Raw genomic sequence first — 18653 nt, 5'->3', positions numbered from 1 at the left:
GAAGTCATATGCTTGAGCTGCTGACGCGCCGATTAAAAGAACGGATGCTGCTACTAGTGAAGTTAACGTTTTCATAATATGTTTTCCTGTTGAAGGTTTTCGTTTAAGTGGGTTAACTATGACATTGTGATGCTGACACAAACCTTTCAGAAAAATGACATTACTGCCATTTACTGACTTTATTTGTTATTAAATTAAATCGGTTATTTACAGACAAAAAAAGACCGACAAAAGCCGGTCTTAAAAGGGAGGAGTGCAGAATGAAATAAACTGCGGTCTTACAGGGTGATGCTATTAATCGTTATCGCTCTGACGCTCTTCAAGGTAACTCACGTCAACATTTACTAGACCAACATAACCAGCTTGTCCGTTTGGTGCTGTACGTTCTTGAACAGTAATGTATGCCCCATCGTTTAGGCGAGTCGTGCTTTCATCGGCATCCAAAGAAAAGATATCTAGTTCATTGAACAGTTGACGGGGTGAAGCAGACTGTAGTTGTGTCAATTTATTCAGACCCAGCTGGTAAGCTTCAGAACGGCTTGAAGCAGTTTCTGTCATGACGGTGTCTTTTTCATTTTGCTCGAAGTCATATGCTTGAGCTGCTGACGCGCCGATTAAAAGAACTGATGCTGCTACTAGTGAAGTTAACGTTTTCATAATATGTTTTCCTGTTTAAGGTTTTCGTTTAAGTGGGTCAACTATGCCATTGCATTGCTGACACGAACCTTTCAGGAAAATGACATTCTTGCCATTTTAATATTTTATTTGTCACCTCATGATAAATGTTGTTTTCTAGACAGCAAAGAACGAAAACAGGCAACTTTTAAGGAGGGTTCACGTTTAAACCTCAACCCAACTCCGCTTCTTGCTAGACTCTCGAATAGCCCCAACAACCTCAGCCACAGCTAACCCATCCCTAAACGTAGGCCACACGGCCTCACCTGTCTCAATAGCCTGTAAAAAGTCCCGAGCCTCAATAGTTATCTGATCCTGATACCCCGTACCGTGCCCAGCGCCAAGGCAAAAATTCACAAAGTCAGGGTGTTCTGGCCCAATCAAAATCTTCTTAAACCCAAGCTCAGACTCAGGTCCTTCAGAGCGATACAACCAAATTGCATTCTGATCTTCCTGATCAAAACGAATAGCTCCCTTAGTACCCGTAATCTCATAGATATAACCCATCTTCCGACCCGTAGCCGTGCGCGATGAGTAAAGGTGCCCCATCACGCCATTTTCAAACCGACACATGACTTGTAGCTGATCATCATTATCGACGGCAACACCGCCACGCGTCGTATGTACCGTTTCAACATCCGCGTTAAGTTCTTTAATCGGCCCAATCAATGCCAACATCGCATTAATAGGATGTGGAGCAAGGTCACCCAGGCAACCATTTGCTTCACCAAAATTTCGCCAAGTCGCTTTATTATCTGGGTTAGCATCAAAATCTTCCGTGTGTTCACCACGAAACCAAGTCAACTTGCCCAGCTCACCACTGGCTATAAGCTGTCTAGCAAACTGCGAAGCAGGGGTGCGTATGTAGTTGTACGCAACCATATTAGCGACACCTGCCGCCTCAGCCGCCTCGGTCATTTCACGCGACTCTTCAACCGAAACGCCCATTGGCTTTTCACACATAACAGGCTTGCCCGCTGCGAAAGCTCTAAGCGCAATGTCCTTATGTGTTTCTTGAGGTGAAGCGATGATGATCGCATCGACACGATCATCATCCACTAACGCTCGCCAATCATCCGTTGAACGCTGAAAGCCATATAGTTTTTGATAACGTTCAGCAGACTCAACACTAGTAGCCGCGATCATTTCCAGTCGTGGGCGCAGCGTTGTTCCAAACACCGCACCTACCGACGCCATCGCAACAGAGTGAGCTTTGCCCATATAGCCGCCACCGACGATACCAATTCCAATTTCTTTCATAATTCAACCGTTATAGATAATTTGAGCATTAGGTTACTTTCATAAACCTAAGTAATTTCAGACACCTTCACAGTGCGACCTTGCTGGTATGACAGCAACGCAGCATCAGCGATAAGTAGCGCTTGTAGTCCATCATTCATCGTCGGGAAGCTGACCGTTTCACCCTTCAAGCTACGGATGAATGTATCGATTTCCGACTGATAAGCCGCTTCGTAACGCTCTAAAAAGAAGTGCAGCGGCTTAGGGCCATTAACGCCCGTTGCGGTATGTGCGGTGACGCTACTCTCATTGATATTACGGGTTTCTAACATGCCTTTAGAGCCATGCACTTCAACACGTTGATCATAGCCATAACTCGCACGGCGACTATTGGTAATCTGTGCGAGTTTGCCACTGGCCGTTTTAAGCGTAATCATTGCCGTATCCACATCACCAGCCTTGGCGATGTCACTGTCTACTAAGCAAGAAGCGTGAGCGCTAACGTTGACAATCTCTTCACCCAACATAAAGCGCGCCACATCAAAGTCGTGAATAGTCATGTCGCGAAACAGACCGCCACTGGTTTTTATGTACTCAATAGGAGGTGGTGAAGGGTCTTTTGAAATGATATTAACCATCTCAATATCACCAATCACACCTTGCGTACACTGCTGCTGTAGCAACTGAAAGTTAGGATCAAATCGTCGATTAAATGCCACCAGTGCTTTGCAATCAGTCGCCGCAACACTGACACAGCAATCACGTACTCGCTGAAGCGATAGGTCGATGGGTTTTTCGCAAAACACATGTTTATTGTTCGCAACCGCTCTCTCTATAAAATCAGCGTGTGTGTCGGTTGCTGAGCAAATCAAAATGGCATCAATCTCATCACTTGAAAAGATCTCATCCAGTGTCATTTGTTTGCAGCCTAACTCAGCACTGAGTCGATCAGCATTGTCTTGAAATGGGTCATAGAGTCCTACGAGGTTGGCTTCGGGGTGACGAGCGACGTTAGCGCCATGAATAGAACCAATCCGTCCAGCGCCCAATAATGCGAAATTAATCATGAAATCCTCCTTATTAGATCAGCTAAGCAATGATGCTATAACCCGCATTAACCGCTGCAGTTTCGAGTGCCTTGTAACCGATACAAGCATATTCATACGGGTCAGCTTTAGCAGGATCTTGCTCTGCTTCAACAATCACCCAGCCTTCATATTTCTTTTCAGCTAGGGCTTTCATGATCGCACCGTAGTCAATCATGCCGTCGCCAGGCACTGTAAACACACCACGCAATACGCAGTCTAGGAAGGAGTCATTTTCTTTATCGACTGTTTTGAAAATATCTTCACGAATGTCTTTTGCATGAAAATGAACAATGCGGTGACCGTGGTTTTCGATCACTCGCAAGTTATTACCACCGGAAAAGTGCATGTGACCCGTATCTAGCAATAGACCAAAGTCATCACCGGTACTTGCCATCACCATGTCTAACTCACGCTCTGTCTCAACGCCTGTTCCCATGTGGTGATGATAAGCCAACGGTACACCTTGGCTTTTGCAGTACTCTGCAATTTTGGTTAAGCGTTCACCATAAGCAGGGAAGTCAGCATCTGGTAAAATAGGCTTATTCTTTAGCGGTTGGTCTTGTCTGTTTTGAACAGTTTCCCACGTTTCACCATAGACAATCACCGGCGCGTCTAACGCTGCAAACAGCTCTACTTGCGGCTTAATTAGTTCCAGTTCATCTTCAACTGTGTTGTGCAGCAACATTCCCGAATACCAACCTGATGAATGTTTTAGGTCGTGTTCAGCCAGTACTTTCTGCAAAGACGCTTTGTCTCGGGGGAATTTTCCACCCATTTCTGTGCCTGTGTAACCTGCTAAACGCGTTTCACGCAAGCATGTCTCTAAGCTAGTGTCTCCACCAAGTTGTGGTAGGTCATCGTTTGACCATGAAATCGGAGACATTCCAAATCGTAAGTTCATTTCTATTTTCCTTAAGTATCTTATTTTTTAAGCATCCACTCATGAGCGGGATCATTATAAAAGTGCCACTTCCTGATAGGTCCGGCCATGACATTGAGGTAATAACTCGTGTATCCGTGAGGCACACCCACGGGGTGGTAACCTTCGGGTACAAGCACTACATCACGGTCTTCTGCACTGAGCGTTTCATCCAAACTTCTGTCGTCGGTATAGACGCGCTGGTGTACATATCCACTCGATGGATTGAGACGGTGATAGTAGGTTTCTTCTAATTTCGTTTCATTGGGCAAGTCAGTTCTGTCGTGTTTATGCGGTGGGTATGACGACCAATTTCCAGATGGCGTCACAACCTCTACCACTAACAAACCATCAGCAGGTTCGTCTTCAGGTAGAATGTTTCGAACATAACGCGTATTGGTGCCTTCGCCTCTGACTTCTTGAGACATTTTGCTGGCTTTAATTAGACGAGCAGGGCCACTTAAGCCCTTGCCCGGAGCGCTACAGACCGCTAACTCAACGGTATCAATAGCGGTGATAGTCACCGTTTCACTGGCCGGTACATAAACGGCACCGGGCGCTTTATCTTCAAAGACTGATACCCGCCCACCAATGTTCTCCCAGCGCTCGTTGCTCGCAGTGACATTGGCTGAGCCAGATGCAATCACGACGCAAAGCTCACGACCCTCTTGCTGTAGTTGAATGCTTTCGCCAGCGGCTAAATCATAAAGTGCAAAACCAACATACTCCCACTTAGCACTCGCTGGGGTGATGTTATGCACTGCTTGTCCATCAGCGGGCTTTACTAATAAATGACTCATTAATATCCTCGCTGTTGCTTGCGTTGAGCCACTTGTTCCTTATGCTTTTCCACGACTTCTGGACGCTCAGAGACTTCCGGTACTTCAACTTCCCACCAGCAATTACTGCCAGGCGTTGCATGCATTGGGTCGGTATCTATCGCGATGACATTGACGCCTTTGCTTTGTGCTGCGTTGCTTACCGCGTCTTTTAGCTCACCAATGGTTTGAACTTGTACGGCATTCGCGCCCATTGAGGCGGCATGTGCAGCAAAATCAATATTGGCTAAACCTTGGTTGTGAGTATCTCTTAGTAGGTTGTTAAAGTTCGCGCCACCCGTTGCCATTTGCAGACGGTTAATGCAGCTAAACCCTCTGTTGTCTAACACGACAATTGTTAGATCGGCACCCATACTTACGGCTGTGGCAATATCAGAGTTCATCATCATGTAAGAACCATCACCCACCATGACTACGACATTACGGTTTGGCTCAGCCATTTTGGCACCGAGTCCACCCGCAATTTCATAACCCATGCAGGAGAAACCATACTCAACGTGATAGCCACCAACTTCGGTGCTGTTCCAGTGCTTATGTAGCTCAGAAGGTAAGCTTCCAGCCGCTGCAACCACAATCGTGTCAGCTGGCGCGCTATCATTAACCGCTCGAATAACCTGCGAATCACTTGGAATAGTGACGTCAGCTTCAGCGGTATCGTGATTTTTTTGCTCTGTTAACCAGCTCGTGCGAGAGGCTTCTGTAAACTCAAGCCACGTGTCTTGCGACGTAAAATCTCCAAGTGCTTCAGTTAGCACTTCTAAGCCAATACGCGCATCAGAGACCAAAGGCATTGAACGGTATTTGACCGTATCCATTGGTTGTACGTTGAGTTGAATAACCTGACCCTTGAACAAACTATTAGAACCCGTAATAAAGTCTTGAAGTCTAGTACCGACTGCCAGCACTAAGTCTGCTTTTTCTGCGATTGCATTTGCACCACTGACACCTGTTACACCAACTGCACCAAAGTTCATGGCGTGGCTAGCTGGTAAAGAAGACTTACCCGCCTGAGTTTCAACAACAGGAATCTTATGCTTGCTAGCAAACGCCATTAATTCGTTTTCAGCTAAGGAGTAACGCACACCACCACCAGCGACGATGACAGGGTTCTTTGCCTGTTTAATGGCCGCTAAACACGCGGCAAGTTCGAAGCTATCTGGTGCTTGTCGACGTAATCCCCAAACCTTTTTATTAAACAAGATCTCCGGAAAATCAAACGCCTGTGATTGAACGTCTTGGCATAAACTAATCGTTGCTGGACCACACATAGCGGGGTCAGTCAGTGCAACTAATGCTCTAGGCAGTGCTTGTACTAACTGCTCAGGTCTAGTAATTCGGTGGAAGTAGCGACTAACAGGACGGAAACAGTCATTTACCGTTGTGCTGCCATCACTAAAGTCTTCTGCTTGTTGCAGTACAGGGTCTGGTAAGCCAGAGGCAAACACATCACCCGGAATCAATAACACGGGTAAGCGATTGACGTGAGCAACACCGGCAGCCGTTACCATATTAGTAGCACCTGGTCCAAGAGAGGAGGTAGCAACCATCATCTGTTGGCGACGTGCCGCTTTAGCGTAAGCAATCGCGATATGCGCCATGCTTTGCTCGTTATGGCCACGGTAAGTGGGCAGTTGTTCTTTAACTTGATATAACGCTTCACCGATACCTGCTACATTTCCATGCCCAAATATTGCCCAAACACCAGCAAATAGGGGGATTTCAGTACCATCATCCTGACGCATATACTGGTTTGTTAAATACTTTACGATAGCTTGAGCGGCGGTTAAGCGAATAGTTTTCATGTTTCTAACTCTTAAGTTTGGTTTACCCTGCATTTCGGAAGTATCGAAATTTAGGTAACGTCGGTAAATTGTTTAAGGACGGGCGTTAGCCCAAACATCTAGCATTTGTCTGTAACGACCGCGCATATCAGTCACAGCGGTTTCATCATCTATTTTCCCTGCCAGCCAAGACCTAGCAGACTCTCCAAACAGTGTTCGTCCAATAGCAAAGCCTTTCACCAATGGGTGGCTTGACGCTATTTGAATGGATTGGGATATGTCTTCAATGCTGCCATCTAGGCCTAGCAATATGATGCCGTGGCAGTACGGGTCATTAGCTTCAATCACGGTACTAATACCTTTCCAATATGCGTCATCTTTACCCGGCTCTAACTTCCACCAGTCTGGTTTGACGCCTATTTCGTAGAAGCGGGCAACGATCTCAGCAACTGTGTCGTAATGTGGTTCAGAACCTTTGCGCGCAGTGATTATTTCTAGTAGCCACTCATGTCCTGTGTGAAGGCACGCTCGGTTGAGTTGTTTTATAAGCGTTTCATGGTGCTCACGCGTCGCGTCATCATCATTTAGGCGATAAGGGCAAAGTACTTTGACGGTTTGATTTAAAGGCCAGTCGGCAAGGTGTTCAATAATTTCTGCTTCGGCTTCAAACGCTAGCGGAAATACACCTGATGCTTCGATAGGTCGTCCAATCCAAGCATTGGTCGATGTTGCTGTGTGCAGCGCTTGACGACCGAGTTTGTCATCCAATAACACGCCAAAACCTTCAACGTCTTTACCTTCTTCGAAAGCAGCTTGCCACGCGAGTTGTTTAAACTGATTGATCGCTTTTGTATCGCGACCGTATTCTGTCGCCCAGTTTTCAAACTGAACACGATGATCACACGCAAACGCGAGCATTTGACCGTAAGTTTTAGGGCGGTTAGTGGTTCGGTGAATATGGTTTAAGTCTTGGTCAAACCGAAGTGCTTGGCACTCACTGCCATTTTCAATAAACTCGAATAGCTCAATTTCAGAAGGGTAAGCAGGGCAGCAGCCATGACGAGAAACGGCAAATGCACCGCACGCGTTTGCGTAAGCACAGGTTTTTTCCCAGCTTTCGTTTCGTAGCCAGCCGCGAAGTAGGCCAGCCATAAACGCATCCCCCGCACCCAGCACATTAAATACTTCGATTTTGAAGCCGGGACCTGTTACGCCAGACTCCCAACCGTCGATGTCTGATTCGAAAACACGGCAACCTAACGCACCCCGTTTACAAACAAGTATGGCATCGGTTAGCTTGCGGACATTACTGAGTGCTTCAAGGCTATTATCGCTGCCACCCGCAATATGAAACTCTTCTTCCGTACCCACGATTAAATCGCAGCCACCTAAATACTGTTGTATGTGTTCCGTAACACTTTGGTCGGCGATGAAGCGTGACTCACCGTCACCATGCCCAGCTAGGTTCCAAAGGTTAGGGCGGTAGTCGATATCGAGTACCACTTTAGCGCCATGCTCCTTGGCTAGCGTCATGGCTTTTTCATTCGCCTTAGCGGTTTCTACCGTACTAAAGTGAGTGCCGGATAAAACGACGGCACGTGTTCTAGCAATCTGTTGAGGGCTAACGTCTTGCTCAGTAATCGCCATGTCTGCACAATTTTCACGATAGAAAATCAGCGGAAAGCGTTCTTCATCTTGGATGCCGAGTAACACTAACGCAGTTAAACGTTTTGGATCTGTTATGACAGCCGTTGTATCAACCCCTTCACTCTCTAAATTCTCGCGAATGAAGCGACCCATGTGCTCATTACCAACACGCGTTAACAAAGCTGATTTTAGTCCAAGGCGGGCCGCACCAATGGAGGTATTGGTTGGGCTTCCGCCAACATATTTTGCAAAACTGCCCATGTCTTCAAGTCGTCCACCCACTTGTTGACCATATAGATCAACGCTTGAGCGGCCAATGCATAGAATGTCTAAGTCTTTTTGTGTCATAACGGTCTACTTAAGTCTTTGGGGTTAGTTTGGACGTTAGCTTTCCAGTCTCTACGGCTAAGCAAAGTGCAAGGCACATGGTTGCCGACAAGCCTCGTATGCCACTCACTTCCTCTTCAACAACTTCTAAATGAAGATCGTCAGAGCGAGAAATAGGGCTAAGCGTCGAGTCAGTAATCGCAACAACAGGCACCTCATTTACAAGGCAAGTATCAACAAGTTCTTTGGTGTGAGCAGAGTAGGGGCTAAAGGTAATCGCGATTAACGCTTCGTCTTTACGTATCAACTTAGCCTTCTCTGTCATGGTGTCACTTATCCCGTCAATGATGACGGCCTGTATACCCATTTTCAGAAAGTTATAATGTAGATACGTTGTGACAGGGAATGCACGACCTGCGCCAGCAATATAGATAGTGCGCGCTTTTGACAGCAGTTCACTGGCTTTTAGTATGTCTTTCTCATCAATTTGCTGCTCAAGTTTATGTATAGAGTTACTCGCGGCTTGGCTAAATTTATGTAAAGCAGACTGCTCAGATTGGCTATCCGTTTCTAAGCGATTGAGTCGTTGAGCGTAAGGCTGAGGGATGTATCGCATACTTTCTTGGAATACTGACTGCATGTCAGTAAAGCCATCGTAGCCAATCGATTTTGCAAACCGCACCAAGGTTGAGTCGGTGACTTCAGCTTGTTCACTGATAATAGCTATCGTTTTTAATGCAACGACATCAGGGTTATCTAAGGCAAAAGCCGCGACACTTTGTAGACGCTTCGGTAAGGAGTCGTAGTGCTCTTGTATCCACGTTTTAAGTTCGCTATACGTTCTTGGTGGCTGAGTTTGTTCAGTCTTTGGCATCTAATTTTTCACTCCTCAATGTCTTACTATGTTCCTAGAGATAACGTTTATTGTCTTAATTTTTTTGCTGAAAAAGACAATTGTTTATTCCAACTTGAAATAAGTATACATAAAAATTCTGTTTTTGAAATGAATATTTCATTTTATAATCTCTTGTAATTTATATTCCATTCATGTTACTAATATTAGCGGTGATTGATAGACGGCTTTTTTAAGCCTCTGTCAAAAGTGGTGGCAGCTATTGATCATTAGTAATTAAATCAGTTGATTACGACTAAGTTTAATAATGTAGTTACGATTCTTATGAGGAGGATTAATGAAACTTTCCAAGTTATTTAAGTCAACGGCGTTGGCTTTAACAATGGCAGTTCCGTTTGCAATGGTCACAACAACGGCTCACGCAGATGGTGAAAGATACGTTCTAGTTAGTCATGCACCAGATTCTGATAGCTGGTGGAATACCGTAAAGAACGGTATCAAGCTTGCCGGCAAGCAAATGGACGTTAAAGTTGAATATCGCAACCCACCAACAGGTGATTTGGCAGATATGGCGCGTATCATTGAGCAAGCAACTGCATCAAAGCCCGACGGAATTATCACAACATTAGCTGACTTTGATGTATTAAGCGGTCCTATTAGATCGGCAGTCGATCAGGGCATCAATGTCATTATCATGAACTCAGGGACACCAGAGCAAACGCGTGAAGTCGGCGCGTTAATGTTTGTGGGTCAGCCAGAGTACGACGCAGGTTTCGCTGCGGGTCAACGAGCTAAAGGCGATGGCGTTAAGTCATTCGTTTGTGTCAATCACGTGATCTCTAACACAGTTGTTGCAGAGCGTTGCCGTGGTTTTGCGGATGCACTTGGTATCGATCTAGGTAAATCAATGCTTGATAGTGGTGAAGATCCAGGTGAAATCAAGAACCGTGTACTGGCTTACTTAGCAGCAAATCCTAAGACGGATGCAATTCTAACGCTTGGTCCAACCTCAGCAGATCCAACCATTGCCGCGCTTAAAGAGAATGGCATGGCGGGTGATATTTACTTCGGTACGTTTGATTTAGGCACTGAGATTGTGAAAGCAATTAAAGAAGACATCATCAAATGGGGAATAGACCAACAGCCGTTCTTACAGGCTTATCTTCCTGTTGTAATCCTTACGAACTATGACCGATATGGTGTGCTTCCGGGCAATAACATCAACTCAGGACCAGGTTTTGTGACGAAAGAAGCACTGGGTTTAGTTGAGAAGTATGCAGGTGAGTTTAGATAAGCTCCCTTTAAATACAGCGGCCGTGTTGTGTTATCGCGGTCGCTTTTTTCTTACATCTTAAGAGTTTTTGCTATGAGTCAAACACAAACAGCTGCTACACCCGATGAGCGAGTTAAAACGCGGTCTAGCTTTCATCAGTTATTAATACGTCCTGAGTTGGGTGGTATATGTGGCGTTATTATAGTGTTCGCATTTTTCATGCTGACCGCTATGGACTCTGGAATGTTTTCATTGTCAGGGGTAATGAATTGGTCGGTGGTGTCATCGCAATTTATTATTATTGCCGTTGGTGCGTGCTTACTAATGATTGCTGGTGAGTTCGATCTGTCGGTAGGTTCAATGATCGGCTTTGCAGGAATGAGTATTGCATTGCTGTCAGTGACGTTCGGTTTACCCGTTTGGTCAGCGATTATTTTAACGTTCATTTTGTGCATGCTTATAGGCGGCTTGAATGGTTGGTTAGTGATTAAAACGGGGCTGCCTAGTTTTATCGTGACACTGGCTCTGTTGTTTATTTTACGTGGTCTAACGATCTTTGGTGCGATTACAGCAACCAATAAAACCATCGTTGGCGGTGTGAGAGATGTTGCGCAAGGTGATTGGTTAGCGCCAATTTTTGGTGGAAAAGTATTTACTGGTGCATTCCAGTGGATGGCGGATCAAGGTTGGATAGACACGTTTAGTCGTGGTGTTAAAAAAGGTCAGCCGATTGTAGAAGGTATTCCAATGTTGATGGTTTGGGCATTGGGTTTAGTGATCTTCGGTCACTACTTATTAACCAAAACAAAATTTGGTAACTGGATCTTTGCCGCTGGTGGAGATGCTCAAGCAGCTCGCTACGTGGGTGTTCCCGTTAACCGTGTAAAAATAGCAATGTTCATGTTCACAGCCTTTTGTGCCTGTGTCTTTGCTACGGCTCAAGTCATGGAGTTTGGTTCAGCAGGTGCTGACCGTGGTGTCTTGAAAGAGTTTGAAGCGATTATTTCAGTAGTCATTGGCGGCGCGTTATTAACCGGTGGTTATGGTTCTGTGATTGGTGCGGCACTAGGTGCGATTATCTTTGGTGTGGTGCAGCAGGGATTGTTCTTTGCGGGTGTTGAAAGCTCGCTGTTCCGAGTGTTTTTAGGAGTCATCTTATTACTTGCCGTCATATTGAATACGTATATACGACGTAAGATCACAGGGGAGAAGTAACATGGAAACTCCAATTATTGAAATGAAAAACATCCAGAAGCATTTTGGTTCTGTGATTGCGTTATCAGGTGTGTCGCTGTCTGTTTATCCTGGCGAGTGTCACTGCTTGCTGGGTGATAACGGTGCGGGTAAATCGACGTTCATTAAAACGATGTCGGGTGTTCATCAGGCAACTTCAGGTGAGATATTTTTTGAAGGCAAGCCGATGAGCTTTTCGCGCCCTAGAGAAGCGATCACTGCTGGTATTGCGACAGTGTATCAAGACTTGGCAATGATTCCGCTGATGTCGGTAACACGTAACTTTTTCATGGGTAACGAGCCGACGAAAAAGGTCGCGGGTATTAGCTTTTTTGATCATAAGAAAGCTGCCGATATTACGATGGCTGAAATGAAAGAAATGGGTATTAACTTACGATCGCCAGATCAAGCGGTTGGTACGTTGTCAGGTGGTGAGCGTCAGACTGTCGCTATCGCGAGAGCGGTTCACTTTGGTGCGAAGGTGCTAATACTGGATGAGCCAACGTCTGCGCTAGGTGTACGTCAAACGGCTAATGTTCTAGCGACGATTGAGAAAGTACGTAAGCAAGGTATCGGTGTGGTTTTCATCACTCACAATGTCAATCACGCGATGGTGGTTGGTGATCGTTTTACGGTACTAAATCGAGGTAAGACGCTAGGTACTGCCAAGCGTGGTGAAATTGAAGCAGATGAGTTGCAAAACCTTATGGCTGGTGGTCAAGAGCTAGCTAAGTTAGAAATCAGGTAATCCCCTAAATTATTACTTCCTGTGATGGAGAGTTCGAAAGATGCAAGAAATTGGTGTTGGTGTAATTGGTACAGCGTTTATGGGCAAAGCTCATTCACTTGCTTATGCGGCTGCTGGTACTGCTTTTGGTGGCGGGTTAAGACCACGCTTAGAGATGGTGTGTGATATTGATCCTGATATTGCAAAGGCAAAACAAATTGAAATGGGGTTTGCTCGTTCAACTACAAACTATATGGATGTAGTGAATGATCCTAAGGTTCAGTTGATCTCTATTTGTGTGCCTAACTCCGTTCATAAAGAAATAGCAGTTGCAGCACTTAAAGCAGGTAAGCATGTTTGGTGTGAAAAGCCGATGGCGACGACTGTGCCTGAAGCAGAAGAAATGTTAGCGGCTGCTAATGAGTCAAACTGCCAAACAATGCTAGGTTATAACTACACGCAAAACCCGTTGGTCCAATCGGCACGTGACCTTGTTAATGAAGGTGTGATTGGTGAAGTGACTGGTTTCCACGGAATTTATGATGTGGATAATGAAGCGGATCCTGATCGTCCACACAGCTGGCGTATGAGTCGCGAAGCGTCTGGAACAGGTGCCAATGCGGATGTGATGTGTCATCTAGTGAGTATGGCTCACTTCATGACGGGTGCTGAAGTGACTCGTTTAGTCGGTGATTACGATACGGTTTATAAGGAGCGTAAAGATCCTAATAATCCTGAGCAGATGTTGCCAGTAGATAACGATGATGTGTGTACTGCATTGGCGCATTTCTCAAGTGGTATTAAAGGTACGCTGCGAGTCAGTCGTGTGGCTTGGGGTAGAAAGTGTGGTTTACGTTGGGAAATACATGGTTCGCAAGGCATGATTTGTCATGACCAAGAACGCTTGAACGAGTTACAACTTTATAAGCGCAGTGATGACCCAAGACAGCAAGGTTTCCGAACCATACACTCTGGTCAGTACCATGAGCCGTATAGTGCATTTTTGCCAAATGCAGGACACACACTTGGTTTTATTGATGTGAAGGTTTGTGAGCTACATAAACTACTAACAGCAATTTCAGAGAACACCCCAGCATGGCCTAGTTTTGAAGACGGGCTGAAGATTGAAAAAGTAATGGATGCCATAGATCGCTCTGCGATGTCTGGCGCATGGACTGATGTCTGAGTCTAACGCCTCACAAACAAAGCAAGCGCTGAATGCTATCGTGATTGGCCGTGCTGGGATGGATTTATATCCAGACCCAGACGGTTGTAAAACACGAGATGCAGATTCATTTACTGCTGACCTTGGCGGGTCAGCAGGAAATATCGCAGTGGCTATGTCTTGTGCTGGCGCGTCGGTTGCTCTGTTGTCTGGTGTATCAAAAGACCCTGTGGGTGACTTTGTTCTTAAAAAGCTAAAAACCTTTGGTGTTAATCGTCGTTTGATAACAGTTACTGAGGGTAATGAGCGAACGAGTTTGGCGCTGGCAGAAGTGTGTCAGGATGACAGCGAAGTCGTTATTTATCGTAATAATCCTGCGGACTTGGCCTTTAAGCTAACCGATGAAAGTCGAATAGCGTTAGAAAATGCCACTGACTTAGTGATTACAGGGACGAGTTTGATTGATACCGAGTCACGCTTAAATACCCTCGAAGCGATAAAAATTGCCAAATCCAATGACTGCCAAATATGGTTTGATTTGGACTACCGAAAGTTTAACTGGCGCGATGAAGCTGAAACCAGACAGGTCTATTCGGAAGCGGCGAGTTACTGTGACGTGATCGTTGGAAATGAAGAAGAGTTTGCGATTCTCAATGACGATGTCGACAACTTAGTTAAGTACTATGAAGAAAGTAACACGGTCATCGTTTTGAAACGAGGCGGTGCTGGCTCTAGTGTATTTAACGGAGCTACTCGATTAGACAGTGGCGTATATCCTGTCACACCACTCAAGCCTTATGGAGCGGGTGATGCGTTTCTTGGCAACTTAGTGGCTAGTTTTTACCAGTTAAATGACTGGGAGAAAGCCATTAGTATCGGCAGTGCCGCTGCTGCGATTGTGGTGTCAAAGCGAGGTTGTGCAAGCGTGATGCCGGCAGCGAAAGAAATCGAACAATTAATGACTCAGCAGCAGATGAAGCCTGCTGCTATTTGGAGATAAAGATGCATATACCAGCATACGACAATCGTAATGAAGCGATTGTTGGTAGAGATGATAAGCAAGTACCGCTGTGTTATTTTAATATAGTGAAGTTGGAAAAAGGGGACACTTACACTTACTCTGTAGACGGTTACGAGACGTGTGTAGCACCAGCGACGGGCAGTGTTGATGTCAGCGTGATGGAGCAAACCTTTGATGCTGTTGGTAAGCGTAACCATATATGGGAAGGCGACCCAGAAGGTGCTTACGTACCAGTGGGTGCAGAGGCTACTTTGACGTGTGTTTCAGAGTCCGCAGAAGTGTTTATTGCCGGTGCTAAGCATGATGAAGTGTATGAGCCATTTGTGGTTCGTGAGAGTGATGTTGACATGGTTCAATACGGCTCAGATGATACTAAAACTCACCGTAAGATAAAGCATATCCTTGGTCAGAAGCCGCCTGGAAAAGTAGGTAAGCTATTGGTCAGCGAGTTGTTTACAGTTGGCCAAGGTGGTTGGTCAGGTTTCCCACCACATAAGCATGACACGGATAATTTGCCAGAAGAGTCTCGTCACGATGAAGTGTATAACTTCCGCTTTAATCCTGAAAATGGCTTTGGTGCACAGTTTATGACACGCGAAGAAGACAATAGTGAAGAGGTTTACCATATCAAGAATAGCTCAACGATTAAGATTGAAAAGGGTTATCACCCTTGCGTCGTTGCGCCAGGTTATGAAATGTACTACTTCACTATTCTTGCAGGTTTGTCGCAGCGTTCTCTGCAACAAAACTTCCATCCGGAAAATGCCTATCAGCTGGAAACTATTCCCGGCATTAAAGACATGATTAGTAAATTCAAATAACAATTAGGTGTCTGTCCTATGTTAAAAAACTTAGCTGATTTACTTAAACCTGCACGTGAGAAAGGCTACGGCGTAGCCTGTTTTAATGTGTTTGGATATGAGGATGCACTGGCGGTTGTTACGGCTGCTGAGCGGCGCAATGCCAGTGTGATTTTATCCATTAATCTTGATATGCGGCAGTTTATGCCGCTGGAAACCATCGCTGCGATGCTGCTTCAACTTGCGGAGTCTGCGACTACTCCAGTCTGTCTTCACCTTGATCATACTTATGATATTGAAACGGTAAAGCAGGCGGTTGATTGTGGCTTTACGTCAGTGATGTATGACTGTTCGCAGAAGTCTATCGAAGAAAATATTGCGGGTATTCGAGAAGTTGTCGAGTATGCCAAAGCGAGGGATGTCTCTGTTGAAGCTGAGGTTGGCTCAGTGCCGTATGCGACTGGGCGTGATCACATAAAGTCAGCGTTGACTGAAATAAGTGAAGCGCTAGCGATGGAAGAGCAGGCTGGGCCAGATGCTATCGCTATTTCGGTGGGGAATGTTCACCGTATTGAAAATGCCTTTGTTGATATTGATTTTGAGCACTTTCAGTTGCTGATGGATTCTGTGAAAACGCCGATGGTGATTCATGGGACGAGTGGTATTAGGCATGATGATGTTCAGGAGTTGGCGCGTAAGGGTATTTGTAAGTTTAATATTGGAACGTGTTTGCGTCAGCGATTTGGTAATTCTTTGAGAGATATCTTTGAGAAAGATGACTTTGTTTTTGACCGGCTTGAAATTATGAAGCAGGTTGTGCCTGAGATGGCAGATGAGGCGGAGAAGATGATTGTGTTACTTGGGCAGTAAGTTGGGTTTTAAGTAATGGGCACTTCAGAAAGAAAAAACGCTCTTTGCCGGGGGAAGCAAAGAGCGTATAGGTGTTGAGATTGCCGATGATCTTATTTTTATTATTAGTAGATCGATCTTTCTCAGGGGCTTGCTGGTAAATTTGGTTTTTATTATTATCGTTTTTATTCTTTTCTGTTGTTGATAAGTAGTATGCAGATGGCATGCCAAAAAAGTTGTAATTAATATAAGTTTCTGAAAGTGTTGTGTTTAGTTGTTTTTATTGTACGTGACACTTTAGGCTGACACAGCACCTAAAGTGTCACCATACGACGAAGCAAAGTCAGTTATGTCACTTATGAACGTTGAGTGATTATTCTGTGTCATAAAAAAGATGACTCAGTAAGCTTGATCATCCTTATGCTTTTCCGATTGCTTTGCCTAAAAACGGCTTTTATCGTAAAGTGCTGATTTTCCATCCTCTTTAAGAAGTCAGTCTTATGCCCAATATTATACGTATAGCAACCCGTAAAAGCGCACTGGCACTTTGGCAAGCAGAACACGTTGCTAGTCGCTTAAAAGCCATTCACCCAAGTCTAGAAGTAGAACTAGTGGGAATGATGACGCGTGGTGACGTTATTTTGGATACACCACTCGCAAAAATCGGTGGCAAAGGCTTGTTTGTTAAAGAGTTAGAAACAGGCATGCTAGAAGGCGTGGCAGACATCGCCGTTCACTCTATGAAAGACGTGCCCATGGCATTTCCAGAAGGCCTACATTTGCCAGTCATTTTGGAGCGTGAAGACCCAACTGATGCATTTGTGTCAAACACCTACGCGTCGATTGAAGAGTTACCACAAGGCGCGCGCGTCGGTACCTGTAGCTTACGTCGACAAACACAGATTCGTGAATACCGTCCTGACCTAAAGATTTTGGACTTGCGCGGTAACGTTAACACTCGTTTAGCCAAGCTAGACAACGACGAATATGATGCGATTATCCTAGCGTCAGCAGGCTTGATTCGTTTAGGTTTTGAAGACCGTATTCGTCAAGGCATTAGCTCAGACCAAAGTCTGCCAGCAATTGGTCAAGGCGCGGTTGGTATCGAGTGCCGTGTGGATGATGAGCGTGTAAATGCCTTATTAGCACCACTCATTCACGCAGAAACAGACATAAGAGTACGTGCAGAGCGTGCGCTAAATAGTCGTTTAAACGGCGGTTGCCAAGTGCCAGTAGCAGGTTTTGCAGAGCTGCAAGGTGATCAAATTCGGCTACGTGGTTTGATCGGTTTCCCTGATGGTTCAAAAGTTTACCGCAGTGAAAAAGTAGGTGCGATTGCCAATGCAGAAGCGCTCGGTGTTGCGGTTGCAGAAGATCTACTAGACCAAGGTGGTCGTGCAGTGCTTGAAAGCATTGGTATCCACGTCGAGTAATGGCAACAACGCTGCCTTTAAAAGGATGCGGGATTGTTATCACGCGTCCAACACACCAAGCACAACATGCAGAACAGCAGTTGATAGCAGCGGGTGCAGAGGTACTAAAATTTCCCTTATTAGAGATTACCGAGCCAAGTAATATGGCTCGCTGCCTTGAACAGTTATCAGCGTTACACTCGCAAGACTGCGTGATTTTCACTAGTGCTAATGCGGTAGAATATGCGCTGGCTAAGCTCAAAGCACCCTTACCGACCCGTTGTAATATCGCAGCGGTTGGCAAAAAAACAGCGCAAGCATTAGCGACTCATGGCATAACAGCAACACTTGTTCCACAGGAAAAATTTAACAGTGAAGCACTGCTGGCCTTACCCGAGTTGCAAAATGTAACAGGGCAAAAGATCAGTATTATCAGAGGCGAGGGTGGTCGCGAGCTACTGAAAGAAACCTTAAGTCAGCGAGGGGCTGAGGTGGCATATGTTGATGTTTATCAACGGATCTGTCCAATGGCTAATTTATTGCCATTAGTTAAGTTTCTTGATACGCAAACACTGGCTATAATCCTACTTACAAGCGAAGAAAGCTTGCTCAATCTGTTTGATGTTACACGGGGACAAACAGTGCTGAGTCACACAACACTTTTACTAGGAAGTCCGCGTATTGCTAACAGTTCGGTATTAGCGGCTTATGAGGGTGAGCTGCTAGTGGCGTCCGACCCTAGTGACGAAAGTATCTATAAATGCCTAATTTCATGGGCAAATCAGAAATAATTATAAGGTAAGTC

General features: G+C 45.4%; 17 protein-coding genes. 9 read left to right on the top strand and 8 right to left on the bottom strand.

Annotated features, from left to right (window positions below; translation table 11 throughout):
* Positions 1 to 294 precede the first annotated feature (294 nt).
* From DKT75_RS01420 to DKT75_RS01385, 8 genes are all read right to left on the bottom strand, one after another.
* Complete coding sequence (locus DKT75_RS01420) at positions 295 to 657, bottom strand: DUF3316 domain-containing protein (RefSeq protein ID WP_109821653.1); 363 nt, start codon at positions 655 to 657, stop codon at positions 295 to 297.
* A gap of 183 nt (positions 658 to 840) precedes the next feature.
* Positions 841 to 1935 (bottom strand): Gfo/Idh/MocA family protein, encoded by a 1095-nt coding sequence (locus DKT75_RS01415; protein WP_109821652.1) that lies wholly within the window; start codon positions 1933 to 1935, stop codon positions 841 to 843.
* Positions 1936 to 1982: 47 nt separating this feature from the next.
* Complete coding sequence (gene iolG, locus DKT75_RS01410) at positions 1983 to 2981, bottom strand: inositol 2-dehydrogenase (RefSeq protein WP_109821651.1); 999 nt, start codon at positions 2979 to 2981, stop codon at positions 1983 to 1985.
* A 22-nt stretch (positions 2982 to 3003) separates the two neighbouring features.
* Positions 3004 to 3903 (bottom strand): myo-inosose-2 dehydratase, encoded by a 900-nt coding sequence (gene iolE / locus DKT75_RS01405; protein WP_109821650.1) that lies wholly within the window; start codon positions 3901 to 3903, stop codon positions 3004 to 3006.
* 20 nt (positions 3904 to 3923) lie between these two features.
* Entirely contained in the window at positions 3924 to 4721 is a 798-nt protein-coding gene (gene iolB / locus DKT75_RS01400) for a 5-deoxy-glucuronate isomerase (protein WP_109821649.1), read from the bottom strand.
* The gene (iolD, locus tag DKT75_RS01395) at positions 4721 to 6562 is read right to left on the bottom strand and encodes a 3D-(3,5/4)-trihydroxycyclohexane-1,2-dione acylhydrolase (decyclizing) (RefSeq protein ID WP_109821648.1); all 1842 of its coding nucleotides are present in this window, start codon (positions 6560 to 6562) and stop codon (positions 4721 to 4723) included. The genes iolB and iolD overlap by 1 nt, the downstream gene beginning before the upstream one ends.
* 72 nt (positions 6563 to 6634) lie before the next feature.
* Complete coding sequence (locus tag DKT75_RS01390; protein WP_109821647.1) at positions 6635 to 8536, bottom strand: bifunctional 5-dehydro-2-deoxygluconokinase/5-dehydro-2-deoxyphosphogluconate aldolase; 1902 nt, start codon at positions 8534 to 8536, stop codon at positions 6635 to 6637.
* 10 nt (positions 8537 to 8546) lie between these two features.
* Positions 8547 to 9389, bottom strand: a complete 843-nt coding sequence (locus DKT75_RS01385) for a MurR/RpiR family transcriptional regulator (protein ID WP_109821646.1) — start codon at positions 9387 to 9389, stop codon at positions 8547 to 8549.
* Between the two features lie 316 nt (positions 9390 to 9705).
* Here DKT75_RS01385 and DKT75_RS01380 point away from each other — a divergent pair, with 316 nt between their 5' ends.
* The 9 genes from DKT75_RS01380 (at position 9706) to DKT75_RS01340 (ending at position 18639) form a co-directional block, all read left to right on the top strand.
* Complete coding sequence (locus tag DKT75_RS01380; RefSeq protein WP_109821645.1) at positions 9706 to 10662, top strand: sugar ABC transporter substrate-binding protein; 957 nt, start codon at positions 9706 to 9708, stop codon at positions 10660 to 10662.
* Positions 10663 to 10734: 72 nt separating this feature from the next.
* On the top strand, positions 10735 to 11856 hold the full coding sequence (locus DKT75_RS01375; RefSeq protein ID WP_109821644.1) for an ABC transporter permease: 1122 nt from the start codon (positions 10735 to 10737) through the stop codon (positions 11854 to 11856).
* Position 11857: 1 nt separating this feature from the next.
* Complete coding sequence (locus tag DKT75_RS01370) at positions 11858 to 12622, top strand: ATP-binding cassette domain-containing protein (protein ID WP_109821643.1); 765 nt, start codon at positions 11858 to 11860, stop codon at positions 12620 to 12622.
* Between the two features lie 40 nt (positions 12623 to 12662).
* Entirely contained in the window at positions 12663 to 13787 is a 1125-nt protein-coding gene (locus DKT75_RS01365) for a Gfo/Idh/MocA family protein (RefSeq protein WP_109821642.1), read from the top strand.
* A complete protein-coding gene (locus DKT75_RS01360; protein WP_109821641.1) occupies positions 13780 to 14766 on the top strand; it encodes a PfkB family carbohydrate kinase in 987 nt (328 codons plus the stop codon). The genes DKT75_RS01365 and DKT75_RS01360 overlap by 8 nt, the downstream gene beginning before the upstream one ends.
* A gap of 2 nt (positions 14767 to 14768) precedes the next feature.
* Complete coding sequence (locus DKT75_RS01355; protein WP_109821640.1) at positions 14769 to 15608, top strand: 5-deoxy-glucuronate isomerase; 840 nt, start codon at positions 14769 to 14771, stop codon at positions 15606 to 15608.
* A gap of 18 nt (positions 15609 to 15626) precedes the next feature.
* The gene (locus DKT75_RS01350; protein ID WP_109821639.1) at positions 15627 to 16457 is read left to right on the top strand and encodes a class II fructose-bisphosphate aldolase; all 831 of its coding nucleotides are present in this window, start codon (positions 15627 to 15629) and stop codon (positions 16455 to 16457) included.
* 479 nt (positions 16458 to 16936) lie between these two features.
* Positions 16937 to 17869 (top strand): hydroxymethylbilane synthase, encoded by a 933-nt coding sequence (gene hemC / locus DKT75_RS01345; RefSeq protein ID WP_109821638.1) that lies wholly within the window; start codon positions 16937 to 16939, stop codon positions 17867 to 17869.
* Entirely contained in the window at positions 17869 to 18639 is a 771-nt protein-coding gene (locus tag DKT75_RS01340; RefSeq protein ID WP_109821637.1) for a uroporphyrinogen-III synthase, read from the top strand. Before hemC ends, DKT75_RS01340 begins: the two co-directional genes overlap by 1 nt.
* The last annotated feature ends 14 nt before the right edge of the window (positions 18640 to 18653 follow it).

Source organism: Leucothrix arctica (assembly GCF_003172895.1).
Taxonomy (GTDB): domain Bacteria; phylum Pseudomonadota; class Gammaproteobacteria; order Thiotrichales; family Thiotrichaceae; genus Leucothrix; species Leucothrix arctica.
The sequence above is the reverse complement of the archived record's forward strand: the minus strand, read 5'-3'. Positions and strand labels throughout refer to the sequence as shown.

Bases quoted from the DNA above. Each gene is read 5' to 3' on its own strand.
- DKT75_RS01350 (WP_109821639.1), top strand. From the start codon at position 15,627: ATGTTAAAAAACTTAGCTGATTTACTTAAACCTGCACGTGAGAAAGGC.
- DKT75_RS01370 (WP_109821643.1), top strand. From the start codon at position 11,858: ATGGAAACTCCAATTATTGAAATGAAAAACATCCAGAAGCATTTTGGT.
- DKT75_RS01360 (WP_109821641.1), top strand. From the start codon at position 13,780: ATGTCTGAGTCTAACGCCTCACAAACAAAGCAAGCGCTGAATGCTATC.
- DKT75_RS01375 (WP_109821644.1), top strand. From the start codon at position 10,735: ATGAGTCAAACACAAACAGCTGCTACACCCGATGAGCGAGTTAAAACG.
- iolD (WP_109821648.1), bottom strand. From the start codon at position 6,562: ATGAAAACTATTCGCTTAACCGCCGCTCAAGCTATCGTAAAGTATTTA.
- DKT75_RS01365 (WP_109821642.1), top strand. From the start codon at position 12,663: ATGCAAGAAATTGGTGTTGGTGTAATTGGTACAGCGTTTATGGGCAAA.
- DKT75_RS01355 (WP_109821640.1), top strand. From the start codon at position 14,769: ATGCATATACCAGCATACGACAATCGTAATGAAGCGATTGTTGGTAGA.
- hemC (WP_109821638.1), top strand. From the start codon at position 16,937: ATGCCCAATATTATACGTATAGCAACCCGTAAAAGCGCACTGGCACTT.
- DKT75_RS01385 (WP_109821646.1), bottom strand. From the start codon at position 9,389: ATGCCAAAGACTGAACAAACTCAGCCACCAAGAACGTATAGCGAACTT.
- DKT75_RS01380 (WP_109821645.1), top strand. From the start codon at position 9,706: ATGAAACTTTCCAAGTTATTTAAGTCAACGGCGTTGGCTTTAACAATG.
- iolE (WP_109821650.1), bottom strand. From the start codon at position 3,903: ATGAACTTACGATTTGGAATGTCTCCGATTTCATGGTCAAACGATGAC.
- DKT75_RS01420 (WP_109821653.1), bottom strand. From the start codon at position 657: ATGAAAACGTTAACTTCACTAGTAGCAGCATCAGTTCTTTTAATCGGC.
- DKT75_RS01390 (WP_109821647.1), bottom strand. From the start codon at position 8,536: ATGACACAAAAAGACTTAGACATTCTATGCATTGGCCGCTCAAGCGTT.
- iolG (WP_109821651.1), bottom strand. From the start codon at position 2,981: ATGATTAATTTCGCATTATTGGGCGCTGGACGGATTGGTTCTATTCAT.
- DKT75_RS01415 (WP_109821652.1), bottom strand. From the start codon at position 1,935: ATGAAAGAAATTGGAATTGGTATCGTCGGTGGCGGCTATATGGGCAAA.
- DKT75_RS01340 (WP_109821637.1), top strand. From the start codon at position 17,869: ATGGCAACAACGCTGCCTTTAAAAGGATGCGGGATTGTTATCACGCGT.
- iolB (WP_109821649.1), bottom strand. From the start codon at position 4,721: ATGAGTCATTTATTAGTAAAGCCCGCTGATGGACAAGCAGTGCATAAC.